22 protein-coding genes are annotated in these 23,649 nt (G+C 47.0%); 19 read left to right on the plus strand and 3 right to left on the minus strand.

Annotated elements, in window-relative coordinates:
* Positions 1–6: 6 nt before the first annotated feature.
* On the minus strand, positions 7–255 hold the full coding sequence (locus tag GL2_RS06760) for a hypothetical protein (protein WP_143729945.1): 249 nt from the start codon (positions 253–255) through the stop codon (positions 7–9).
* A 631-nt stretch (positions 256–886) separates the two neighbouring features.
* On the opposite strand from GL2_RS06760, the gene mnmG reads away from it, so the two are divergent.
* The 15 genes from mnmG to GL2_RS06840 all read left to right on the plus strand — a co-directional run bounded on the left by mnmG (position 887) and on the right by GL2_RS06840 (position 15,248).
* Positions 887–2,776 (plus strand): tRNA uridine-5-carboxymethylaminomethyl(34) synthesis enzyme MnmG, encoded by a 1,890-nt coding sequence (mnmG, locus tag GL2_RS06765; protein WP_143729946.1) that lies wholly within the window; start codon positions 887–889, stop codon positions 2,774–2,776.
* Between the two features lie 88 nt (positions 2,777–2,864).
* The gene (rsmG, locus tag GL2_RS06770; RefSeq protein WP_143729947.1) at positions 2,865–3,494 is read left to right on the plus strand and encodes a 16S rRNA (guanine(527)-N(7))-methyltransferase RsmG; all 630 of its coding nucleotides are present in this window, start codon (positions 2,865–2,867) and stop codon (positions 3,492–3,494) included.
* Between the two features lie 121 nt (positions 3,495–3,615).
* On the plus strand, positions 3,616–4,425 hold the full coding sequence (locus GL2_RS06775; protein ID WP_143729948.1) for a ParA family protein: 810 nt from the start codon (positions 3,616–3,618) through the stop codon (positions 4,423–4,425).
* Between the two features lie 12 nt (positions 4,426–4,437).
* Positions 4,438–5,337 carry a ParB/RepB/Spo0J family partition protein gene (locus tag GL2_RS06780; protein WP_143729949.1) on the plus strand — a complete coding sequence of 300 codons (900 nt, stop codon included), beginning with the start codon at positions 4,438–4,440 and terminating at the stop codon, positions 5,335–5,337.
* 202 nt (positions 5,338–5,539) lie between these two features.
* Positions 5,540–5,902 (plus strand): ATP synthase subunit I, encoded by a 363-nt coding sequence (locus GL2_RS06785; protein ID WP_143729950.1) that lies wholly within the window; start codon positions 5,540–5,542, stop codon positions 5,900–5,902.
* A gap of 45 nt (positions 5,903–5,947) precedes the next feature.
* Positions 5,948–6,874, plus strand: a complete 927-nt coding sequence (atpB, locus tag GL2_RS06790) for a F0F1 ATP synthase subunit A (RefSeq protein ID WP_143729951.1) — start codon at positions 5,948–5,950, stop codon at positions 6,872–6,874.
* A 56-nt stretch (positions 6,875–6,930) separates the two neighbouring features.
* A complete protein-coding gene (gene atpE / locus GL2_RS06795; protein ID WP_020413895.1) occupies positions 6,931–7,176 on the plus strand; it encodes a F0F1 ATP synthase subunit C in 246 nt (81 codons plus the stop codon).
* A 52-nt stretch (positions 7,177–7,228) separates the two neighbouring features.
* Entirely contained in the window at positions 7,229–7,699 is a 471-nt protein-coding gene (locus GL2_RS06800) for a F0F1 ATP synthase subunit B (protein ID WP_143729952.1), read from the plus strand.
* 12 nt (positions 7,700–7,711) lie between these two features.
* On the plus strand, positions 7,712–8,248 hold the full coding sequence (locus GL2_RS06805) for a F0F1 ATP synthase subunit delta (RefSeq protein ID WP_143729953.1): 537 nt from the start codon (positions 7,712–7,714) through the stop codon (positions 8,246–8,248).
* A 49-nt stretch (positions 8,249–8,297) separates the two neighbouring features.
* Complete coding sequence (gene atpA / locus GL2_RS06810; RefSeq protein ID WP_143729954.1) at positions 8,298–9,842, plus strand: F0F1 ATP synthase subunit alpha; 1,545 nt, start codon at positions 8,298–8,300, stop codon at positions 9,840–9,842.
* 77 nt (positions 9,843–9,919) lie between these two features.
* Positions 9,920–10,780, plus strand: coding sequence for a F0F1 ATP synthase subunit gamma (gene atpG / locus GL2_RS06815; protein ID WP_143729955.1), 861 nt, complete (start codon positions 9,920–9,922; stop codon positions 10,778–10,780).
* A gap of 59 nt (positions 10,781–10,839) precedes the next feature.
* Complete coding sequence (gene atpD, locus GL2_RS06820) at positions 10,840–12,243, plus strand: F0F1 ATP synthase subunit beta (RefSeq protein ID WP_143729956.1); 1,404 nt, start codon at positions 10,840–10,842, stop codon at positions 12,241–12,243.
* A gap of 18 nt (positions 12,244–12,261) precedes the next feature.
* Complete coding sequence (locus tag GL2_RS06825) at positions 12,262–12,681, plus strand: F0F1 ATP synthase subunit epsilon (protein WP_143729957.1); 420 nt, start codon at positions 12,262–12,264, stop codon at positions 12,679–12,681.
* A gap of 1,455 nt (positions 12,682–14,136) precedes the next feature.
* Positions 14,137–14,571: a VOC family protein gene (locus GL2_RS06835; RefSeq protein WP_143729958.1), complete on the plus strand. Its 435-nt coding sequence runs from the start codon at positions 14,137–14,139 to the stop codon at positions 14,569–14,571.
* 143 nt (positions 14,572–14,714) lie between these two features.
* Positions 14,715–15,248 (plus strand): glutathione S-transferase family protein, encoded by a 534-nt coding sequence (locus GL2_RS06840; protein WP_232053779.1) that lies wholly within the window; start codon positions 14,715–14,717, stop codon positions 15,246–15,248.
* 238 nt (positions 15,249–15,486) lie between these two features.
* On the opposite strand, the gene GL2_RS06845 is transcribed toward GL2_RS06840, so the two are convergent.
* Positions 15,487–16,482, minus strand: coding sequence for a hypothetical protein (locus GL2_RS06845; RefSeq protein ID WP_143729959.1), 996 nt, complete (start codon positions 16,480–16,482; stop codon positions 15,487–15,489).
* 299 nt (positions 16,483–16,781) lie between these two features.
* Positions 16,782–17,855: a methyltransferase domain-containing protein gene (locus tag GL2_RS06850; RefSeq protein ID WP_197736530.1), complete on the minus strand. Its 1,074-nt coding sequence runs from the start codon at positions 17,853–17,855 to the stop codon at positions 16,782–16,784.
* A 415-nt stretch (positions 17,856–18,270) separates the two neighbouring features.
* Between GL2_RS06850 and GL2_RS06855 the strand changes: the two genes are divergently transcribed.
* The 4 genes from GL2_RS06855 to GL2_RS06865 are packed head-to-tail and all read left to right on the plus strand — an operon-like array spanning position 18,271 to position 23,637.
* The gene (locus tag GL2_RS06855) at positions 18,271–19,500 is read left to right on the plus strand and encodes an NAD-dependent epimerase/dehydratase family protein (protein ID WP_143729960.1); all 1,230 of its coding nucleotides are present in this window, start codon (positions 18,271–18,273) and stop codon (positions 19,498–19,500) included.
* A 21-nt stretch (positions 19,501–19,521) separates the two neighbouring features.
* Positions 19,522–19,692, plus strand: coding sequence for an NAD-dependent epimerase/dehydratase family protein (locus tag GL2_RS22315; RefSeq protein ID WP_197736531.1), 171 nt, complete (start codon positions 19,522–19,524; stop codon positions 19,690–19,692).
* Between the two features lie 26 nt (positions 19,693–19,718).
* Positions 19,719–20,498 carry an NAD-dependent epimerase/dehydratase family protein gene (locus GL2_RS06860; protein ID WP_255505850.1) on the plus strand — a complete coding sequence of 260 codons (780 nt, stop codon included), beginning with the start codon at positions 19,719–19,721 and terminating at the stop codon, positions 20,496–20,498.
* Positions 20,488–23,637 carry a glycosyltransferase family 4 protein gene (locus GL2_RS06865; RefSeq protein WP_143729961.1) on the plus strand — a complete coding sequence of 1,050 codons (3,150 nt, stop codon included), beginning with the start codon at positions 20,488–20,490 and terminating at the stop codon, positions 23,635–23,637. The genes GL2_RS06860 and GL2_RS06865 overlap by 11 nt, the downstream gene beginning before the upstream one ends.
* Positions 23,638–23,649 lie beyond the last annotated feature (12 nt).

Below are 23,649 nucleotides of genomic sequence, written 5' to 3' on the forward strand. Positions count from 1 at the left end.
TAACTATCAACTTATCGGCAGATTATTCAATATGGGGAGGTTTTTAAACGCTCCCCCACTTTTCCACTGGTTTACCCCTCCCCCATAGTTCAGCACAAGTTTCACACCCCCTGTACACAGGAAGAGCTCATATCTGTTAGAAAGCTCTACTTCCATCCCCAGCTTTCCAGACGTTTTTCCCCATTTACAACAGATCCTGTTGGGCTCAATTCCGGTCTCATCGAGTTTAATCCCATGAATTTTATACATGTCCACGGGGATTTCCCGTGGACAAATCTATTATTGCTAGCCCCACCGCAAACCCACACGACATTTACCTATATATACACAGTCTTATACATAACTTCTGATTACCCACAGGTATCCCCCAGGGAAACGGCTAACCACGCACAACTGTTAGCCAAAAAAATACCATTGTGGGCAAAAAAGGGGATAAGCGCCTGTAAAGCACAGCAATCTTATGATGATAACTTTGTTAAAAACTGGACTCATGCAAAGTTGTCCCAAGTTTCCACAGAGCCATACCGCACTTGCCCCCCTTCCACCAAGGGGTTCAAGGTGTGCTTATACTTATTCTAAATCATTGAAATTAAAGTACTTTTTCAATCTATACCGAATTTCGACGAAGCTAATAAAAACAATAGATTTAAATAACTCTATCTAAGAGATATATTCATTCATTAATAATGAACAATCAGTAACGGGCTTCAGATTAAAGAAAGTAACGAAAGCAGATTGAGGCGACAGCTGATAGGCTTAACTTGAATTGAAAGAGTCCAGAGACAGCTGAAGAAACAAAACGAAATTTGCTGTTCACAGGCAATTGCTGAGGAGCGTACACTGACTATAAAATGTGCGCCCAAAGTTGTAACCAGTAGCTGCCACCATGGATTTCCCAAAAACATATGACGTGATCGTGATCGGTGGAGGACATGCCGGTACAGAGGCCTCCCTCGCAGCCGCGCGTATGGGGGCTTCCACCCTGCTTTTGACGCACAATATCGAGACACTGGGACAAATGTCCTGCAACCCAGCCATCGGTGGTATTGGTAAGAGCCACCTGGTCAAGGAGGTCGATGCTCTTGGTGGCGCTATGGCCGAGGCAACGGATCTTGGCGGTATCCAGTTCCGCATACTTAATGCTCGCAAAGGTCCAGCTGTACGGGCCACCCGCGCCCAAGCCGACAGGGCCCTTTATCGTGCCGCGATCCGCTCCATTCTTGAGGAACAGGAAAACCTGGAGATCTTCCAGCAAGCTGCCGATGACCTGATCGTCGAGGGTGAAAGGGTCGCTGGTGTGGTCACTAATGCTGGAGTGCGCTTTCACGCCAAGACCGTGGTACTGACAGCTGGCACCTTCCTCGGTGGCCGAATTCATATCGGCCTGGATAACCATGCCGGTGGCCGTGCGGGAGATCCCCCCTCCATCGCATTGGCGGACCGCCTGCGCGAGTTACCTTTCCGTGTCGACCGCTTGAAAACGGGCACTCCGCCGCGTATCGATGCACGGTCGGTGGATTTTAGTGGGTTGGAGGAGCAATGGGGGGACAGCCCCACTCCTGTAATGTCCTACCTCGGTAACCGAGAACAACATCCACGTCAGGTCTGCTGCTGGATTACCCATACAAACTCCCGCACCCACGAAATTATCCAGGGTGGACTCGATCGCTCGCCTATGTATTCCGGAGTGATTGAGGGAATTGGTCCGCGCTATTGTCCGTCTATTGAAGACAAGGTGCACCGCTTTGCCGACAAGGACAGCCATCAGGTATTTGTCGAGCCCGAGGGACTGACCACCAACGAACTGTACCCCAATGGTATTTCCACCAGCCTGCCCTTCGATGTACAGATTGAACTGGTGCACTCTATCAAAGGGTTTGAGCAGGCTCATATCACCCGCCCGGGCTACGCGATCGAGTACGATTTCTTCGACCCGCGTGACCTTCTTTCCTCCCTGCAGACCAAATTTATCCAGGGACTCTACTTTGCCGGGCAGATCAATGGCACCACCGGTTATGAAGAAGCCGCCGCCCAGGGGCTCTTGGCTGGCGCCAATGCCGCCCTGCAAGCGCAAGAGCGTGAAGCCTGGTCACCGCGTCGGGATCAGGCCTATTTGGGCGTGCTGGTGGATGACCTGATCACAAGTGGCACCAAAGAACCCTACCGTATGTTTACCAGCCGTGCTGAATACCGCCTACTACTGCGGGAGGATAATGCCGACCTGCGCCTCACCGAGAAAGGCCGGGAGCTGGGCCTGGTGAACGATTTGCGCTGGGCCGCGTTTAGTGAAAAACAGGAGTCTATCGCCCGCGAAACACAGCGCTTACGGGATACTTGGGTGCACCCGAAAACACCACAGGCCGCTTCGGTGGAAGCCAAGCTGCCACAGCCGCTGGCGCGGGAGTACAGTCTTATGGACCTGCTGCGTCGCCCGGAGCTGGGTTATAGAGATGTGGCTGGTTTGAAGGGAGAGCCTGTAACTGACGAACAGGTTGCCGAGCAGGTGGAAATCTCGGCTAAATACGCCGGCTATATCGACCGCCAGCGAGAGGAAATTGAGAGGCTGCAGGCCTACGAAGACACCCCGATACCGGCAGATTTTGACTACAGCGATATTTCCGGTCTATCTAATGAGGTCAAGCAAAAGCTTGGAGAGACTCGCCCGGATACGCTGGCGCGTGCCTCGCGAATCCCCGGGGTCACTCCGGCCTCGATATCCCTGCTGCTGATCCAGTTGAAAAAGCGTGGGTTGCTCACTCGCAAGAAAGTGGTCTGATTGAATTGTCCACAGGGTGTCCCGCGAAGCCCTGTAGGGGCTTTTAGGTTTCGCGGTATTACTGGGGGAAGCAGTTATTTCTCTGCAAGTGGAACAGTTTCGCCCGCGCCTGTTGCAGGCCGCGGCGCAAATGTCAGTGGCGCTAGGTGAGAGTCAGCAGGACCGACTGCTGCAATATCTCGCACTCTTTGCCCGCTGGAACAGCGCTTACAATCTGTCGGCGATTCGTGACCCGTCACAGATGCTGGAGCGCCATATAATCGACAGTCTCAGTGTGGTAAACCTTTGTGGTGAGGGGGCTCTGATTGACGTCGGTAGTGGCGGCGGGCTGCCGGGTATCCCGCTGGCAATTATCCACCCAGAGCGATCAATTACTCTCTTGGACAGCAATGGCAAGAAAACCCGCTTTCTGTTCCAGGTGGCCAGCACCCTGCCGCTGCCCAATGTGACGGTAGTGAATGAGCGAGTTGAATCCTATGTACCGGAACAGCTCTTTACCGGCGTAGTATCCAGGGCTTTTGCCTCTATTGTGGATATGCTCGATGGCAGCGAACACATGCTGGCACCGGGTGGTCGCTTTTACGCAATGAAAGGCAAGCTCCCGGAGGATGAGTTGAGCGCTTTGCCAAAAGGCATTAAGGTCGAGCAGGTACACCAGTTACTGGTGCCGGGTTGTGATGCAGAGCGCCACCTGATTGAGCTCAGCCGCTCAGAATAAACGAACACTGGGCTGCTCTTGAGCAGTTCCAACCGCTTCCTGCGGAAATGCAATAGCCATTACTACCTGTGGGTACAGGCGTCGGGGCATAATCACCCGGAAACTATAAAGGACCAGAACCTTGAGCAAGATACTTGCTGTGGCCAACCAGAAAGGCGGTGTTGGTAAGACCACCACCTGCGTTAACCTGGCTGCATCTTTGGTTGCCAATAAACGGCGCGTACTGCTGATCGACCTGGATCCCCAAGGTAATGCCACTATGGGCAGTGGAGTGGATAAGAGCGGCTTGCAGGTGTCAGGCTACGATGTGCTTGCCGCCGAATTGCCGGTAGAACAGGCAATCGTAACCACCGAAAGCGGTTTTGACCTGATCCCCGGTAATGGAGATCTGTCCGCGGCTGAAGTGGAGTTGCTCAATCTGGAGGGGCGTGAGTCCCGCTTGCGCCGAGCGCTGGATCCGGTATCCGGCCGATACGACTATGTAATCATCGATTGCCCGCCCTCGCTGAATATGCTCACGGTCAACGCTCTCTGTGCCGCGCACGGTGTGCTGATTCCCATGCAGTGCGAGTATTATGCTTTAGAGGGGTTGTCGGCGTTGGTTGATACCATCACCCAGATCCAGCAGGCGGCCAACCCGGACCTTAAGATCGAGGGCATTTTGCGCACCATGTACGACCCGCGCAATAGTCTTACCAGTGAAGTGTCTGCGCAGTTACAGGAGTATTTCGGTGAACGTCTTTATCGAACCTGTATCCCACGTAATGTGCGCCTGGCGGAAGCCCCCAGCTTTGGCAAGCCGGCGCTGGACTACGATCGCCATTCCAAAGGTGCCATCGCCTATCTGGCACTGGCCTGCGAAATCAATCGCCGCCATCCCGCCAATCAATCTTCAAACAAGAAAAGCCGCCCTGTAGCGGAAGCGGTATAAGGGGTAATTATTATGGCCGCCAAACGCAAAGGACTGGGCCGTGGCTTATCGCACCTGATCAGCAATAACGCCGGTGGTACTATTGGTGCTGCAACAGGTGATGCGAGTACTGAAACGGTTGTTGATGGTGAGCTGAAAGAGCTGCCAATTGAGTTTCTGCAGCGTGGCCGCTACCAGCCGCGCCGGGATTTTCCTCAGGAATCCCTGCAGGAACTGGCGGACTCTATCCGTGCCCAGGGCATTATGCAGCCGATAGTGGTGCGCGGAATTGGCGAACAAAGCTATGAGATTATTGCCGGCGAACGTCGCTGGCGCGCTGCACAGTTGGCGGGACTCGACAAGGTGCCGGCGTTGCTGCGCAGCGTATCCGACGAAGCCGCCATCGCTATGGCGCTGATCGAGAACATCCAGCGGGAAGACCTGAACCCGGTAGAAGAGGCAGTGGCGCTGAAGCGCCTGCAGGATGAATTCAAACTGACCCAACAAGAGGTAGCCGATGCAGTAGGCAAGTCGCGCACAGCGGTAACCAATCTTCTGCGTTTGCTGAGCCTCAGTGAAGAGGTACGCACTTTTCTCGAGCGCGGTGACCTGGAGCTGGGGCACGCCAAGGCCCTGCTTGGTCTGTCCGGTGCGACCCAGCGTTCTGCTGCACGCCAGGTCGTCGAGCGCGGTCTTACCGTGCGCCAGACCGAGGCGCTGGTTCGCCGCCTGCAACAGCCGCAGGCTCCGGCAGCGGAAAAGGCCAAGCCCGATTCGAATATCCGCCGTCTCAGTGAGCGATTGGCAGAGAAAGTCGGAGTGCCAGTCTCGATTGATCACAATGAAAAAGGCAGCGGCCGCCTGGTGCTTAAATACACCAGCCTGGAAGAGCTGGATGGAATTCTCGCCCACCTGGGATATGCCGAAGATTGAGCTTTCGCAGAAAAGCGCGTCCTGGTGGCGCGCGCAATAACTGTTGGCAAATACTCACTGCGCGGATTAATTCCGTGCAAAACCTCCTGAAAATCAAATAAGTTGGCGACATTTGCCGGTTGAATCGGCGATGCTGTTGCTCCATAATTCGCACGCCCAAATTTTGGGCGGACAGCGCACAAAAAGTCGGCTTATCCCGTCTATGAGAAAACCCCCGGTATTACGAATTGCCGCGGTACAGCTTCTGCTGGTATCGGTGGCTGGTGCAGTATTGCACTTGAATGGCAATCCGGTGACTGCGCTCTCCGTAATGATCGGTGGTGCCCTGTGTGCGCTGCCTGGAGCATATTTTGGCTGGCGCGCTTTTCGCGATAGCGGAGCGCGCGCCGCCCAGCGCGTGGTAGGCAATTTCTATCGCGCCGAAACCGGCAAATTTATATTGACCCTGGCTGGGTTCGCGGCGGTGTTTACTGTCGTCAAGCCGCTGAATGCGGCGGCGCTTTTTATAAGCTACGGCCTCTGTGTAATCGTGCAGTGGGTATTCGTAGCGCGTACGGTGCGCTAGCCGGTACAGAAGAAGAATTCTTACTTTTACGATTGTTGAGGAATTATGGCAGGCGAAGCTCAAACCGCGACGGCGTATATCCAACACCACCTGCAAAATATGACTTACGGCAAGCTGCCGGCCGGTTACACCCGCGCCGATGGCACTGTCCTCGGTGAGTCTACGTGGACTATGGCGCACTCCTCCCAGGAAGCGACAGACATGGGCTTTTGGGCCTTGCATGTGGATACACTGGGTTGGGCTATCGGCCTCGGTCTTATTTTCTGTTTCCTGTTTGCCCGTGCGGCAAAGAAAGCCAGTGTGGACAGACCCACCGGTTTCCAGAGCTTTGTGGAGCTGGTGACTGAGTTTATCGACAAATTAGTGAGGGAGAGCTTCCCGCATCGCAACAGTATGGTGGCGCCTATGGCTCTCACCATCTTTGTGTGGGTGTTCCTGATGAACCTGATGGACCTGGTTCCGGTCGATTGGTTGCCGATGGCTGCCGCCAAGATTTCGGGCAATGACCATCTCTTCTTTAAAGTTGTACCCACGACGGACCCCAATGCCACTCTCGGTATGGCACTGGCAGTGTTCGTACTGATGATCTTTTTCAGTATCCGTGAAAAAGGCCCGCTCGGATTTATCAAAGAGCTGACCTTGCACCCCTTCCACACCGGTAAGTGGTTCTTCGATGTGTTGCTGATCCCGGTGAACTTTGTGCTGGAAGCGGTTTCCCTGATCGCCAAGCCGATTTCCCTAGGGCTGCGTTTATTCGGCAACCTGTACGCTGGCGAAATGATCTTTATTTTGATTGCAATTGTATTTGGCGTGGGCGTCCTCGGCTTTATTGGTGCGGGCTTGCTGCACATGGGCTGGGCAATTTTCCACGTATTAGTAATCACCCTGCAGGCGTTCGTATTCATGGTGTTGAGCACCGTGTACATGGCGATGGCACATCATCGCGACGACGAACACGAGCACGATCATTAAATTTTTAACAGTTAACCCTTTTACAACAACTCTTTAACTTTGATTTGGAGAACACAATGGAAGCATTAGGTCTGGTTTACATCGCAAGTGCACTGCTGATCGGTTTGGGCGCACTGGGCACCGCTATCGGTTTCGGTACCCTGGGTGGCAAGCTGCTGGAAGGTTCCGCACGCCAGCCTGAGCAAGCGCCAGCTCTGCAGGGCAAAATGTTCCTGATGGCCGGTCTGCTCGACGCGGTTCCGATGATCGGTGTTGGTATCGCTATGTACCTGATCTTCGCCGTAGCTCCTGGTCTGGTTTGATTACGCCGTTCCAATTGCCCTTAACCCTATTTAAAGAGCAAGAGGTGTCGGTGTGAATATCAACCTGACTCTAATCGGCCAGTCGATCACATTCCTGTTTTTCGTCTGGTTTTGCTGGAAGTTTGTTTGGCCACCGCTGCTGGGTGTGATGAAAGAGCGTGAGCAAAAAATTGCTGACGGTCTTGCAGACGCTGAGCACGCGCAGAAAGATCTGGAGCTGGCCAAGCGCAAGGCTGCTGAGCAGCTGAAAGAAGCCAAAGATCAGGCGACTGAGATTATCGAAGGTGCCAACAAGCGCGCCAACCAGATTATCGATGAAGCCAAGCAGGCTGCAAATGCTGAGGGCGACCGCCTGAAGGCTGCAGCTAAAGCGGAGATCGACCAGGAAGTGAACCGTGCCAAGGAGCAACTGCGCAGCCGTGTGGCAGCTCTTTCTGTTCTCGGTGCGGAGAAAATTCTTTCGGTCAATATCGACGCTAAGGCGCACGATGACCTGATCGACAAACTGGCAGCCGAGCTGTAAGCGAGGAACTCCATGGCGGAACTCAGCACACTGGCCCGGCCCTACGCTAAAGCCGCATTTACCTATGCGCAACAAGCCTCTGACCTCAACGGTTGGAGTGTTGCGCTGGCCACTGCGGCAGCTGTCAGCCAGAACGAAAAAGTGCGTGAGCTGCTGGACAATCCACAGCTCACCAGCGAAGAGCGCGCAGATAGTTTTCTGTCGATCTGCTCGGATCAACTCGGCGAACACGGGAAGAACTTCATCCGGTTGCTGGCGGAAAATCATCGCCTGCAGCTGCTGCCGGAAATTTCCGAATTGTTCGAAGAGTTGAAGGCTCAAGCGGAAGCCACCCTCGAGGTGGAAGTAGTTTCCGCACACGCTTTGAGCGATGCGCAGACGCAGGAACTGAGTGAGAAGCTCAGCAAAAAGTTTGAACGCGAAATACATCTGCACAGCTCGGTGGACGAGAACCTGCTGGGCGGCGCGATCATTCGCGCCGGTGACACAGTCATCGACGGCACAGTACGCGGCCGTCTGGCCAAGCTCGCCGAGGCGATGAACTCCTAAATTACTCTCCCCGACAGCGTCAGCTGCCGGGGGACTTGAGGAACAGAGCATGCAGCAACTGAATCCCTCTGAGATCAGTGAAATCATCAAGAGCCGCATCGAGAATCTCGATGTGAGCACTGAAGCCCAAAATGAGGGCACTATTGTTTCCGTATCCGACGGCATCATCCGCATCCACGGCCTGGCCGATGTGATGTACGGTGAGATGATCGAGTTCGAAGGCGGCGTTTACGGTATGGCGCTGAACCTGGAGCGTGACTCCGTTGGTGCTGTAATCCTGGGCGACTACAAAAGTCTGGCAGAAGGCCAGAAGTGTCGTTGTACCGGCCGTATCCTGGAAACCCCGGTTGGTCCCGAATTGCTCGGTCGCGTCGTAGATGCACTGGGTAACCCAATTGACGGCAAAGGTCCGCTCAACAACAAACTGACCGACGCGGTTGAAAAGGTAGCGCCAGGCGTTATCGCCCGTCAGTCTGTTGATCAGCCTGTACAAACCGGTTTGAAAGCGGTTGATACTATGATCCCGATCGGTCGTGGCCAGCGTGAGCTGATCATTGGCGACCGCCAGATCGGTAAGACTGCTGTGGCGATCGATGCCATCATCAACCAGAGAGGCACCGGCGTTAAGTGTATCTACGTTGCCGTGGGGCAGAAGCAGTCCTCTATTGCCAACGTAGTGCGCAAGCTCGAAGAGCACGGCGCTATGGATCACACCATCGTGGTAGCCGCTGGCGCCGCCGATCCTGCAGCGATGCAGTTCCTGGCTCCCTACGTTGGCTGTACCATGGGTGAGTACTTCCGCGACCGCGGTGAAGACGCTCTGATTGTATACGATGACCTGACCAAGCAGGCTTGGGCCTATCGTCAGATCTCCCTGCTGCTGAAGCGCCCGCCTGGACGTGAAGCTTACCCCGGTGATGTTTTCTACTTGCACTCCCGTCTGTTGGAGCGTGCAGCGCGTGTAAATGCTGACTACGTAGAGAAATTCACTAACGGTGAAGTGAAAGGCAAGACCGGCTCTTTAACCGCCCTGCCGATCATCGAAACCCAGGCCGGTGACGTATCCGCGTTCGTACCGACCAACGTGATTTCCATTACTGACGGCCAGATCTTCCTCGAGACCGATCTGTTCAACTCCGGTATCCGCCCTGCGATCAACCCGGGTATTTCTGTATCCCGTGTAGGTGGTGCAGCGCAGACCAAGGTGATCAAAAAGTTGTCTGGTGGTATCCGTACTGCTCTGGCCCAGTATCGTGAGCTGGCGGCGTTCTCCCAGTTTGCCTCTGACCTGGACGAAGCCACCAAGGCCCAGCTGGATCACGGTGAGCGCGTAACCGAGCTGATGAAGCAGAAACAGTACTCTCCGCTGTCTATTGCGGATATGGCTGTTTCCGTTTACGCCGCTGACAAGGGTTACCTGAAAGAAGTAGAAGTTGCCAAGGTTCTCGATTTCGAAGCCGCCCTGCTCGCTTATATGAACAGCGAACATGCAGAGCTGATGGAGAAAGTGAACAGCACTGGTAACTACAACGACGAAATCGACGCAGCTTTCAAAGCCGCTATCGAGAAGTTCGTCGCTACTAGCAGCTGGTAAGAACTCCCTGGAGAGCGCGAAAGAGTGGCGCTGCCACTCTTTCGGAATCTAACTTCCAGCGAACAAGGTAAATCACTATGGCAGGCGGAAAAGAAGTACGCACAAAAATTGCCAGCATCAAGAGCACACAGAAAATTACTGCCGCAATGGAAATGGTTGCGGCCAGTAAGATGCGCAGGGCTCAGGATCGCATGGCACTGGGGCGTCCCTACGCCCAGCGCATACGCGCAGTGATCGGCCACGTCGCCAACGCTTCGGCCGAGTACCAGCACATTTATCTGCAGGAGCGCGAGGCCAAGCGGGTCGGATTTATCCTGGTATCCACAGATCGCGGACTGTGTGGTGGCTTGAACGTCAATATGTTCAAAGCGGCCATTCGCGAGATGCAGGCTTGGTCCGAAAAAGGTGCAGATGTTGAGGTCTGTGCAGTAGGTAACAAAGCGGCCAGTTTTTTCAATGCCATCGGCAGCAAGGTTGTTGCAGCTGTACGCGACTTGGGCGATGCGCCCCAGGCCAACAAGCTGATTGGCTCAGTTAAGGTAATGCTGGACCGTTACGCAGAAGGCGATATCGATCGCCTGTTCTTGGTATCCAACGAGTTTATCAACACCATGTCGCAGAAGCCGCGGGTCGAGCAATTGCTGCCGCTGCCAAAGGACGAGGACGAAAAACTCATGCATGAGTGGGACTACCTCTACGAGCCGGATCCGGTTGAATTACTGGATGGATTACTAGCTCGCTACATTGAGTCCCAGGTATACCAGGCAGTAGTTGAAAACAAGGCCTGTGAACAGGCAGCGCGTATGATCGCGATGAAGAGCGCCACCGATAACGCCGGTGAGCTGATCGATCAGTTGCAGCTTGTCTACAACAAGGCGCGCCAGGCGGCCATTACCCAGGAGCTGTCCGAAATTGTCGGCGGCGCGGCGGCGGTTTAACCCGCTGCCAACACCTGAAATGGTCGGCCTAGAAAGAATTTAAAGCTGAGGATCCGGAAATGAGTAACGGGCAAATTGTGCAAGTGATCGGAGCGGTCATCGACGTGGAATTCCCACGCGATTCTGTTCCGAATGTATACGACGCACTCGTGGTAGAGGAAAAGAACCTCACCATGGAAGTGCAGCAGCAGTTGGGTGATGGCGTGGTACGCGCTATTGCCATGGGTTCATCCGAAGGTATCAGCCGCGGTCTGCCCGTGCGCAATACCGGTGCTCCGGTTTCTGTACCGGTTGGCCTGGAAACCCTCGGTCGCATCATGGACGTGCTCGGTAACCCGATTGACGAGTGTGGCCCTATTGGTGAGAAAGAGCGCTCCTCTATCCACCGCGCTGCACCGACTTATGAAGAGCAATCCAGCTCTACGGAACTGCTGGAAACTGGCATCAAGGTAATCGACCTGGTTTGTCCGTTCGCCAAGGGTGGCAAGGTTGGTCTGTTCGGTGGTGCCGGTGTAGGTAAAACCGTAAACATGATGGAGCTGATCAACAACATTGCTACCGAACACTCCGGTTTGTCCGTGTTCGCTGGTGTTGGTGAGCGTACTCGTGAAGGTAACGACTTCTACTACGAGATGGCTGAATCCGGCGTTGTCGATCTGGAAAACAAAGCCAACTCCAAAGTGGCGATGGTTTACGGCCAGATGAATGAGCCGCCCGGAAACCGTCTGCGTGTAGCCCTGACCGGCCTGACCATGGCGGAAAAATTCCGTGACGAAGGCAAAGACGTACTGCTGTTCGTTGATAATATCTACCGTTACACCCTGGCCGGTACCGAAGTATCTGCATTGCTGGGTCGTATGCCCTCTGCGGTAGGTTACCAGCCGACCCTGGCGGAAGAGATGGGCGTTCTGCAGGAACGTATTACTTCCACCAAGACCGGTTCTATCACCTCCATTCAAGCGGTATACGTACCGGCGGATGACTTGACCGACCCGTCTCCTGCGACCACCTTCGCGCACTTGGACTCCACCGTAGTACTGAGCCGTGATATCGCTGCTAAAGGTATCTACCCAGCTGTTGATCCGCTGGACTCCACCTCCCGTCAGCTGGATCCGCAGGTAATTGGCCAGGAGCACTACGAAGTAGCTCGCGGTGTACAGTCTGTACTGCAGCGCTATAAGGAGCTGAAGGACATCATCGCCATCCTCGGTATGGACGAGCTGTCTGAGGAAGATAAGCAGATTGTTGCTCGCGCACGTAAGATCGAGCGCTTCCTGTCCCAGCCTTTCCACGTGGCGGAAATCTTCACCGGTGCACCAGGTAAATATGTATCCCTGAAAGAAACCATCCGTGGCTTCCAGGGTATCCTGAACGGTGAATATGACCACATGCCAGAGCAGGCCTTCTACATGGTGGGAACCATCGACGAAGCTGTGGAAAAAGCCAACAAGACCAAAGGCTAAGCCAGAGAGGCATATACTATGGCCATGACAGTACATTGTGACATTGTCAGCGCCGAGCAGTCTCTCTTCTCCGGACTGGTGGAGATGGTGATCGTGAGCGGTATCGAGGGTGAGCTGGGTCTCTCCTATGGTCACGCTCAATTGCTCACTGCCCTGAAACCCGGTCCGGTACGCATCATCAAGCCCGGTGGTGAAGAGGAAGTACTGTTCGTCAGCGGTGGCTACGCCGAGGTACAGCCCAACATGGTGACTATCCTCGCCGATATAGCCGAACGCGAAATCGATGAAGAAGCCGCGCAGAAGGCCCGTGAAGAAGCGGAACACGCCCTGCACAAAGCGCCTTCCGAAGTCGACTATGCACGTATCTCTGCTCAGCTGGCCGAAGCTGAAGCACGCCTGCGCACTCTGCAGGCGATCCGCAAGGCAGCCGGTAAGTAAGCAGTTCTTACTTTCTGTAAGTCCTGCTTCCAGGCAAAAAAAGCAGCTTCGGCTGCTTTTTTTGTTTCTATAAGATGGCAATTATGATCGTAGTTTTTCAAGCCTAATTTGATATTTCTTGTAATTTTAAAATAACTAAAAGTCCCTTCGTTATTTTTTTAAAACCGATGGATTTAATACTTTTTCTCGACGTAAATTTACGTATTTTAAATTGCACGCTCATTACAAAGAACTTGTAATAGAAATAATTTGTCTTTTAGGCTTTTTACATTTCTCATTCTAAATTTCATGAGATCTGTTGCTTCTAGGTCAATAATAATAAAGTCCGCTGCCTAAATATAAATTTTTGCTGGGACAGAAAGCGATAGCACTACCACTACCAGCCTTTGCGATGCCAGGCATTTCCTTGTATCTGAGATAGATACCGTGTGCAAAAATAAAGTGATCTCGATTTAGGCCACTGTGGCTGAATACATCCATAAGCTTGCTGAAGCTGTTCTGCGGTGCTGGTAGGAGCAACCCGAGGTGTGATCGCGTAGGAAAACCTCCCCCTTTTGTACCATTTCTCAATTAGGCGCTTGCTATCTATATAGCCTTGCTCTGGCTTGTCCAGTAGATAGTCCGAGGCACCCCAGTCCATCAACACCTTACCTGCAATTAACCACATATTTTCCCGTTCTAGGACCTCAAACAGAGCATCAACCGACTCAGGATGGACAGTGCCGAGTACGAGTGCTGTGGTGGTTCCATTCTTTTTAATTGGTTGATAAAAAAACTGGCAACTTCTTTGGCATAGGCTTTGTCTGAGAACTGCTTCTCGGTAGGAAGGGTATACTCAATCAGCCATTCCAATAGCTGCTCACTGTGAGCACCAATCATCTAGATTTGCGGATAGTGAATAGGTGAGTCGATAAACCCCGGGGTGATCAGTTTTACACGCTAGTTTATTAACTCAGCTTTTGACCTATACTGATCGATTACACCCTCTGAGACTATATCTAGAGCTTTGCCCTCCTGAATAACCAGGCCGCCATTCTGGAAGTATTGATAGGTATTATCCTGATGGCTAGGGTCGACGGTAAAATGAAAGATGTCCGCCTGATAGGTTTTTATATCCGCCTTAGCTACGCCCGTCGAATGGGGTGAAAATAGAGTGAGGATTAAGGCTACTTGTTTTAGAGGTTTTATAGGTTTAATTAAATTATATTTTTTTTGACCAAGGGTTCATATACTAAAAAAATTTAAGCGTCACTAAATAGCAATCATTTACTAGGGACATAATTTTTTAGGCGTGAGGTTGTGTTAATTAAGAATATTAAAAGATAGTTTTATGAACATATGTTAGTGCAATCTTGTATATGATTAACACTGGTGGAATATCTACCCTTATTCTTTGATAAATTAGTAATTTACAATGCTAAAGTATTAGATCGATCAATGAGAGGATAATTGGCAATGTTGATGCATCCAGACCATGTCACTATTGTGGTTACTGATCTTCAGGAGAGTTTAAAATTTTTTCAGCTGCTGAATTTTGAACTGGAAGTTACAGACCTGATTTCAGGAGAAAAGATATCTAAGTACTTACAGGTCGAGGATGTAGAAGCTGATCACTTAACATTGGTACTAAAGAACTCTAATCCGAGGTTTGAGATCCAATTGTTACACTACAGGAATCCCACTGTAAGATCTGATCCGTCCATTCTTAATTTAGCGAGACCTGGGTACAACCATTTATGCTTTACCGTAGATGATATACAGAAAACACTTAATTTCCTGACAGAGAATGGCATTCGCGCCCGAGGTGAAATACTAGAGTATCAAAAACGTAAGCTGGTTTATATTGAAGGCCCAGAATATATCACTATTGAGTTGGCGGAATGGTTGTAGAAATCGTGTGTTAGTACTTCTTTGCAACAAGCCAGTAAGTAATATTATGAAGGTCAATTTAGATAATTTGTCACGGGATTCTCTCGAGTGTTTGGCTTTTCAATCGATAAACTTCGCTAACATAACAGACAAGGAAGTGAAGCATGGCCAATCAGATAACATTCTACACTCATCCACAGTCTCGTGGCTGTATAGTACGTTGGATGCTAGAGGAACTCGGTGTTTCTTACAAAACGAATGTACTTGAATATGGTGAGCCCTTGAAGGCGCCTGACTATCTGGCGCTCAATCCAATGGGAAAGGTGCCCTCTCTCGTACACGATCAAAGAGTAGTCACCGAAGCAGCTGCAATATGTGTTTATCTTGCTCATGTATTTCCTGATACAGGCCTATCTCCACAAGATGATGATGAACGTGCCAGATATTATCGGTGGATGTTTTTCTCCGCTGGGCCTATGGAATCAGTCGTTGTAAATAAGACTATCTTTGGCGAGCAGGCAGCTGAGGATAAACAACAGATACAGGGGTATGGCAATTATCAACTTGTCTTGAATGCCCTTTCAGAAGCTATTATGTCTTATCCGTATATTGCCGGAGATCGTTTTACCGCCGCAGATGTCTATATTGGCACACAGTTAATGTGGAGGGTTGCAATTTGGGACTATAGAAAAGCGTGAAGAGTATAAGGGGTATGTTGCTCGCTTGACACAGAGGGTATCTTTCCAGCGTGCGAAGGCACTGGATGGGGCTCTACAAAAAGAGACTGGTGAAGCCTAAAATTTAGGCCAATTTTGCATAGATAGATAAACTTGGATCACCTACTCCCCGATATCACAATCTGAGATAAAACATGTAACAGAAATCTAATGACTGTCTTCTATAAAACTCTTAATTCGAAATTTTTTAAAAGATTGATTAATAAATTCCAGCTTTAATTTGTCGTAAAGTCCGGTTGAAACGGAAGCGATCGTTGCGATCAATAGACTTATTATCATCCATTATATATTCATAATCTTTTTCAACACTTTTCAAGTAATCCAAAGCATCAACCTTTTTCCCCTTCATTGCAATCAAGTAGGAGCGTGATAAACTCATACGAAATTTATAGGAATCGGATAGGTGCTTGCTGGGATACATGTCATGAAGTTTTAAGCATTCATCAAGTGTTGCATGAGTGAATGGATCATAATCTGCGATATATTTAGGGATAGGTTTTTTACATTTATACACCGAGCTCGAGAACACTTGTCCATACCAGTCAAAATATTCATTTAGATAACCCATGGTTATTTTTATCCATGGAAGCCGGTCAAAAAAGAAATCTTGATTTATAAAAAAAGATTTCCCCTCCATAAGATGTGGCATAAATTGAGTGGAAACATGCATGTTGAGCTGTCTGGTCTTACATACATCAACAAAGCAAATTTCAATTGGGTGATCAGACCATGAGTACTGATTAAAATCACCAATATTCAGTTCGACCAAGTCGCTATATGGAGAGATACTTTTCTTAAGGATTGGTAAAAAAGAATTACCAAACTGATAAACTAGGGAGCCACATTTCCAAAATCGATCAGTACCATTAGCGGGTTTCGGTAAAAAACCAAGTTCAAAACTACTGATAAGTTTCTTCTCACGGGTGTTAGATTGGCTGTCTGAATCTATCTTCAGATTACTCCGGTAACCATGGGCCAGAGAAACGACAGAAGCCCCCATAAAACTACCCGCATCAACAATAAAACCAGCTTGTTGATAATTGCTTGAGGATAAATTAAATAATAACTTTCTCTCCGCAACAGAAATCATACCGGGTATTTCTAAGATAGCTTGTGGGGTATGCGTGTCTAAAAATGATATTTCTGGATGTACATAACATCCATTCGAAAGTCTTTCAAATTCAAAAGAAAGCATCACCAATACCTAAGTAGATAAAAATATCTATTTTGCTGTAGCTACGCAGAATACAACATTCGTTTTAATTTCATCTAAGGTAATATCTGGAATTTCCTTTTTTATTCTATTTTCAATCTTGGGGGTTAAACGTTCTAATACCTTGTCATTAGATGGCCACAGTTCCCACTCTTCGATATTAAAATATTTATTAGTGATTGATTTCAATTTATCAATTCGAACACGATTTAGATCTGTATATAAATAATGGTCGCGTGGTAATTCCTTAATAAGATTAATATGTTTCCAATCACAGTATTTTAGATGTTCGGGGTTGTTTTCATCGAGAGCGGCTGGGGTATGGGGGGCATATGATGTCCGCTCCAGCCATAAAAGTTGTGATGCAAGAAAATGATTTTACCATCTCTGTTTAATAGATTTGTAATGTCTTCAAAAACATCCTCAATATCAACTAAATGTTCTGTTACATTGTGAAGGGAGATTGCATCAAATTTAATTGAACCCACTAGATCACGTGTGCTGCATTGATGTAGCTTGATATCTGGTACTGCTTCCATAATTTCTCGTGAGGACATTGGCGCATATACCCAGTTACGGATTCTTTTACTGCGTACCACTTTGGCATCCATAGACATTGCTGGGTCTATGCCCATGTAACTACTTGCCCCAGCACAGAGGTATCCCATGGCATGCCCACCAAAACGACAACCAACATCGAGAACATTACACCCACGTATATAGTTTTGTAATTTCCTTGGCCAGGTGCAATATCCAAGTTTAACCGCGCTGGAAATAAGCTCCGAATCGTAATTCTTGAGAGTGCGGCGTAAATTTCGACTATTGTAAAAAAAGGCAATCTTGGCTTGCAATTCATGATTATCCCAGTTTTCTACGGGCTTTACTTTACTTAATTGCTTTGCAGCTTTTGATTTCCGATAACTGGAAAATGCAGGGTGAGATCTCGGTGATTCAATCGCTAAAAGAGCGTCCCTGGCACTATTTTCTGCGCGTATTACTTGTATTTGTTCTTGTAATTTTAGAGCGCGCTGATGATTGGGGTTGAAATTTAGAGCAATCTTAAGGTCCTTTTCTGACTGATCTAGATTTCCCTTAGCAACATTCAATTTGGCAGATATGGTGCGCATTCCTGCATGATGTGGGTGTTTGGAAAGAAATGTCAGCGTGTACTTTTCACAATTAAGAATTGATCCTTTACTGGATTCTACATAGCAAAGAAAGTAAGCTGCAGGATGAAAAGGATTAAGATCTGCAATGGGGCGTAAAAGTTTTCTGGCCTGTTCTATTTCTCCCGCTAGGGCGGCTTTTTTACCTAACTCGAAATTATCCAATTGATCGATTTCTAAAGTTGACATTTAATTTCCCAAGTGAGAGTAACCAGGTGTTTTTGGCGTGAATATTAACCCGAATGGCGCAATAGGGTGCAGTTGCTCTTGGTGTAAATCAAATATAGTAAGATTACCGTTGATTGATTACATGCCAAGTAAATCAAAAAATCTCATTATTTATAGGTATCTTAATAAGTATAAAAAATTCTTCTGTCAAAGAATATTAAATTTATTTTTTCTGACCACAGTAATCAAGGCTTAGCCACAAAAATTTGGCGCAGATGCTAACTTGTATATCCAGTAATTCTCAGTCGTGTGTGTTATAAAATGTAAATTGTAGCATCTCATATTGTTGAATACGTATCTCAGATAACAATGCAATTCATAATCCATGAAAAGACTAGTTTATTGTGGCTAGTGAAAATATTATGGAGGTGGATCTTTGAAAATAGTAATAGTTGGAGGTGATGGATTTTGTGGTTGGCCAACCTCACTACATCTTAGTAATCTTGGGCATGATGTCATCATTGTTGATAATTTTTCCAGAAGAAAGATTGACGAAGAGCTCAATGTTCAGTCATTAACACCAATTTGTAAGCTGAATATTCGAATCAATACTTGGTTCGAGATAACGGGAAAATCTATTCGCTATGTAGAAATGGATGTTTCTAAAAACTACCAGGAACTTTTAAATTTACTGGAAGAGGAAAAACCGGACAGTATTGTACATTTCGGGGAACAGCGCGCCGCACCGTATTCAATGAAGAGTAGTGCTACAAAGAACTATACAGTTTCAAATAATATTTGCGGTACTCATAACATCCTAAATGCAATCGTAGATTCCCAGCTGGATATACATTTCATTCATTTGGGCACAATGGGTGTATATGGGTACGGTCATGAAGAACCAATTCCGATACCAGAGGGCTACCTCGATGTAAAAATCGATACCTTGGATGGTAGAGAAATTGCCGACACTATAGTTTACCCACCTAATCCGGGCTCTATTTACCATATGACCAAAACGATGGATGCCCAAATGTTCCAATATTATGCGAAGAATGACAAGATTCGTATAACTGACTTACATCAAGGTATTGTATGGGGAACTCAAACAGAGCTATCTAGCCTGGATGAAAGATTGATTAATCGTTTCGACTATGATGGTGACTATGGAACTGTCCTGAATAGATTCCTAATGCAGGCTGTTGTTGGTTATCCCCTTACTGTACATGGAACTGGAGGGCAAACGAGAGCTTTTATTCATATTTCTGATACCTGTAAATGCATTGAACAAGCACTTATGCATTCGCCTGTTTCAGGTGATCGACCAATGATATTGAACCAAATGGCAGAAACCCAGACGCTATCAGACTTGGCGATACTGATTCAGTCATTAACAAATTGTGAGATAAGCTATCTTCCAAACCCTAGAAGCGAAGCAGAAAGAAATGATTTAAATGTGCGAAATGACCTACTCCGCTCTTTTGGTTGGGAACCTACTCTTATAAAGGATAGCCTCCTAAAGGAAATCACAGATATAACTCAGCGCTACTGCGAAAGAGCAGATCACTCCAAAATTCCCTGTGTCTCCTACTGGACAAGAAGTAATAAAATTGCTGATGTTTCACATCAGATAAAAAGCAGTGAAGTTGCCGAACCCATTTCTTAGTTTCAGTAAGTGGCTTAATCTATGTTTAAACGCATCCTTATTACAGGCGGTTGTGGTTTCATTGGATCGAATTTGATCAATATTTTAACTAAATTACGTTTGTGTGATGAAATTTTGGTCTTGGACAATGAAACAACAGGAAATAATGCTTCATTATCCCAGTTTCCTCATCGCTTTATAAGGGGGATGTAAGGGATAAAGATATTGTAGATAAAGTTATGTGTAATGTTGATGCTGTTGTCCACTTAGCAGCAGATACTGGTGTTATCGATTCAATAAAAAATCCAGTCTATAACTTTGAGGTAAATGTTCATGGCACATTGAATGTTCTGGAAGCTATGCGTAAATACAGTGTCCGCTCTCTTGTTAACGCTTCAACAGGTGGAGCAATTATTGGAGATACTGTACCACCTGTACATGAATTAATGCCTGTTAATCCTGCATCAGCATATGGGGCATCCAAAGCAGCAGCTGAAGCATACTGTTCAGCTTATTCTCAAAGTTATGGACTTTCTATTACATCTCTGCGTTTTTCAAATGTTTATGGTCCACTTTCTTTACATAAGGGCAGTGTGATAGCTGCCTTTATGAAAAAAATTCTCAGAGGAGAGCCTTGTGAAATTTATGGAGATGGCAGTCAAACGAGAGATTTTATTTTTGTTGGAGATCTATGTCAGGGTATTATCCAAGCGCTAAGTAACGATCAAAGTGGAGTTTTCCAGCTTGGTAGTGGCAGACCAACTTCTGTGAATGAGATAATTACACTAGTGAGACAGGTCACAGGTAAAAATGAAAACCTGAATGTAATTTATCATGATTTTAGGGTTGGTGAAGTTCGCCATAATTTCACTAATATATCTAAAGCAAAAAAATATTTAGGTTTCGATCCAGAGACAAAGTTACTGAATGGTGTTAAAGCTACCTGGGACTACTTTATCAGTAAAGAGGATATTCTGATGGGTAGTTCTAATCAGAGGATCCTAGAGAATGCAGATTGATAAATTTGCAGTCGAGGCATTCCCTGACCTCAATATTTATGCAGGTATTGAGTCAGATAATAATCTTCGTGTTTGCATTGCGACGGAAGAGATTTTAGGTCCAGTTAGAAATGGTGGTATCGCATCAACCTATTACCACTTGGCAAAGGGACTGGCTGCTCATCGCCACGAGGTTCATGTTCTCTATTTAAAAGGTGAAACTGTTGAAAATGAAACTCCTGAATATTGGATAGAACATTTTGCCAGCTTTGGAGTTTCTCTTCACTATTTGGTACATGCACAAGAGACAATTGTAGGCCCCTCACAAAATTGGCAACGACGATATAGCGCAGCTTATCGTTGGTTAATCGAGCAGGACTCTTTTGATGTTGTTCATACTTCTGAATGGCGAGGAGGGCTAATTTATGCGTTGATGGCAAAGAAACTCGGGCTCGCATTCCAGGATACGTTGTTCATCATTAAAACTTCCTCTCCGCATCTTTGGAATCGTCATTATCAGATGCAGCCTTTCGCAAAAAGAGAACTTCTACCTGCAAGTTTTGCCGAGCAGAAGTGTGTTGAATTAGGTGATATGGTTATTGGTGGCAGTGCTCATCTGCTATGTTTTATGCGTTATATTGGCTACAACCTGCCTGATAAAACTTATGTACAACCAAATATTCTAGATTTTTCTGAAGTACATGTTGATGATAAACGTCCGAACCGGCAGCCAGGTGATCTTGTCAACACACAGGAGCTTACATTTTTTGGTCGCCTTGAAATGCGTAAGGGTATTGAACTTTTTTGCACAGCGCTTGATCTCCTTGAGCGTGCCGGAAGTCCACCAAACAGAGTGAATTTTCTCGGTAAATATGGTGAGTCTCTTCCCAATCAAAAAAATGAGAAAGTTGCGGACTATATTAATCGAAAATCTTCAGCATGGAGTTTTGAAGTAAATTGTATAACAGACTGCAATCAGCCGGAGGCTCTTTCCTTTCTCTGTTCGCGAGATATGGTAGCTGTAATGCCTTCACTAATTGAAAACTCAACGATGGCGGTATATGAGACATTGGAAAATAATATACCGTTTGTCGCAACACGTGTAGGAGGAACCCCGGAACTTATTGCGAAAGAAGATCATGATGCCTGCCTTATTGCCCCATTCGCTTACGAACTTGCAGAGCGATTGAAAAAAGTACTTAATGAAGGTCATAGAATCGCCCATTCAAATTTTGATAACAGTCATAATTTAAAAGTTTGGTATGGTTTCCACGCTTATCTAGCTGACCTTTTTTCGAAATATCAGGGGCGAGTAGCAGTTAGAGAACTTCTAGAAAAAAAAGACATAGTACCAACGGTTGATTCTGAGGAGTTAACCTCGAGATTAGAAGTTATTGTTTTATTACGAGAAATTAATAGTGTAATGGCATTCACAGATGCTTTAGCGCTCGAGCAACCGGATGCTGCCAAGTTCCTTATTACTGATCCAGCCCTGGAGAACACTGCATATCAAGCATGTAAATACCTTCAGGACTTTGGCGTGAAATCTGAAGTTGTTGACTTCATTGGATACCCTGCTGGAGTTGCATTTGATCGCAGTCTAAATGAAAGTCAGTTTGAAGCTTGCATATTATGTGATGGTACTGCCTCCCGATTTATTAACGGGTTTTGCTCTCAGTTGCGAATCGCACTAAAAGAAAATCAGTATAGTTTTATTACAAGCTTTATCTCCCTTCCAGATAATAAAATTATAATGCCAATGGGAAGTGATACCGTATCGGAAATTACATTTGGAAATTCAATAGGAGCAAATGTTGTCTGTATTCCAAAATCAGTATCAAGTAAAGTTGGCCACTTACTTCCCTATGATATTCGTTATGGTTTATTGCAGGAATATATTTTAAGAGCAAGTGCGGATTTAGGTTATGATTTAATGGTTATTCCTGAATGTTATCTGGAAAGTGAGTGCTACCTAGAAGAACTGGAAGATTCTCAAAGTAATGCTAATTCTTTATATTTGCGTTCGATGTCTTTGATAGAAAATAAAAATATCGCATATCGAAAGCTTGCGCTCCTTCCCACATTACAACATTCTGGGTCCAGATTAAAACCCGCACTCTATCGTGATAAGCAACGATTAGAACAAGATCCTGTTTGGCTCGTTCATGCAGACAGGCCTCGCAAGATGAAAAACAAGAATGCTAAAGTTGTTATCGGACTGGATGAAAAAAAATCTCATCTACTCTGCCTTGCGAAAGGAACCGGTAATAGACAATTAATTGTGAATGGCGAATTGCAGAAAATTTCTTTGATTGAAAACAATGACGATGTCACTCTACATGAATTTATAATTCCCGAAAATTGGGATGAAGGTGAAAAGTTTAATATTAAGTTTACCTTGAAATCTGATGATAAAACTCATACCCGATTCGTTCGTATTATAAAATTATCAAAAAATGTCTTTGCCGCTGTTTCTGGAAGCCCTGTTCTCAGCCGACAGTCGATTGAAGAGGTAATCAGTAAGAAAGCTAATTGGAGTGTGTTTTCAAAAAATGACAAATACGAATCTAGTGATCAAACAGATGATGAAATTGGCGAATCTGGAAGAGAAGATAACCCAACAATAAATATTGAAAATAATTATACAGAAGTTATAAGTTTTGAAAAAAAGTCAGACGAATTTCCAGAACCAGAATATGACTTCGCAAAAATTATTTTTGAACAGAATATAGCTACCGATAATGAAGTTAAGTCGCGAATTAATATCCAGACTCTGATACAAAAATCTGGTAGTACATTACAGCGTTTGATCAGGGGGTATTCGGGAACACCTATTAAAGGCTCAATTCCACCACGCGAACTTTTTGCCATTAATCCTCGTTATCTTGAGGGTTGGGCATGGGATCGTAGCAATATAACGAGAAATCTGGTTGTTGTTCTGGAGCTAAATGGTATTGATATAGAGGAGACTACGGCAAATCGTTATATTGAGCGCTTTGGCACAAGGAATCCAAAGCTTGCCTGGTATGGATTCAGGTTTCTACTAACTCCTGAAATGAAGAATGAAAACTCTGAGATTATCGTTCGTGTAAAAGAGAACGGGTTAATTTTAAAAAATGGTCGCCTACGTTACCTCAAGCAAATGTTAGTCGCGATGTAAGGTACCCTTTAT

It is taken from the genome of Microbulbifer sp. GL-2 (assembly GCF_007183175.1).
Taxonomy (GTDB): domain Bacteria; phylum Pseudomonadota; class Gammaproteobacteria; order Pseudomonadales; family Cellvibrionaceae; genus Microbulbifer.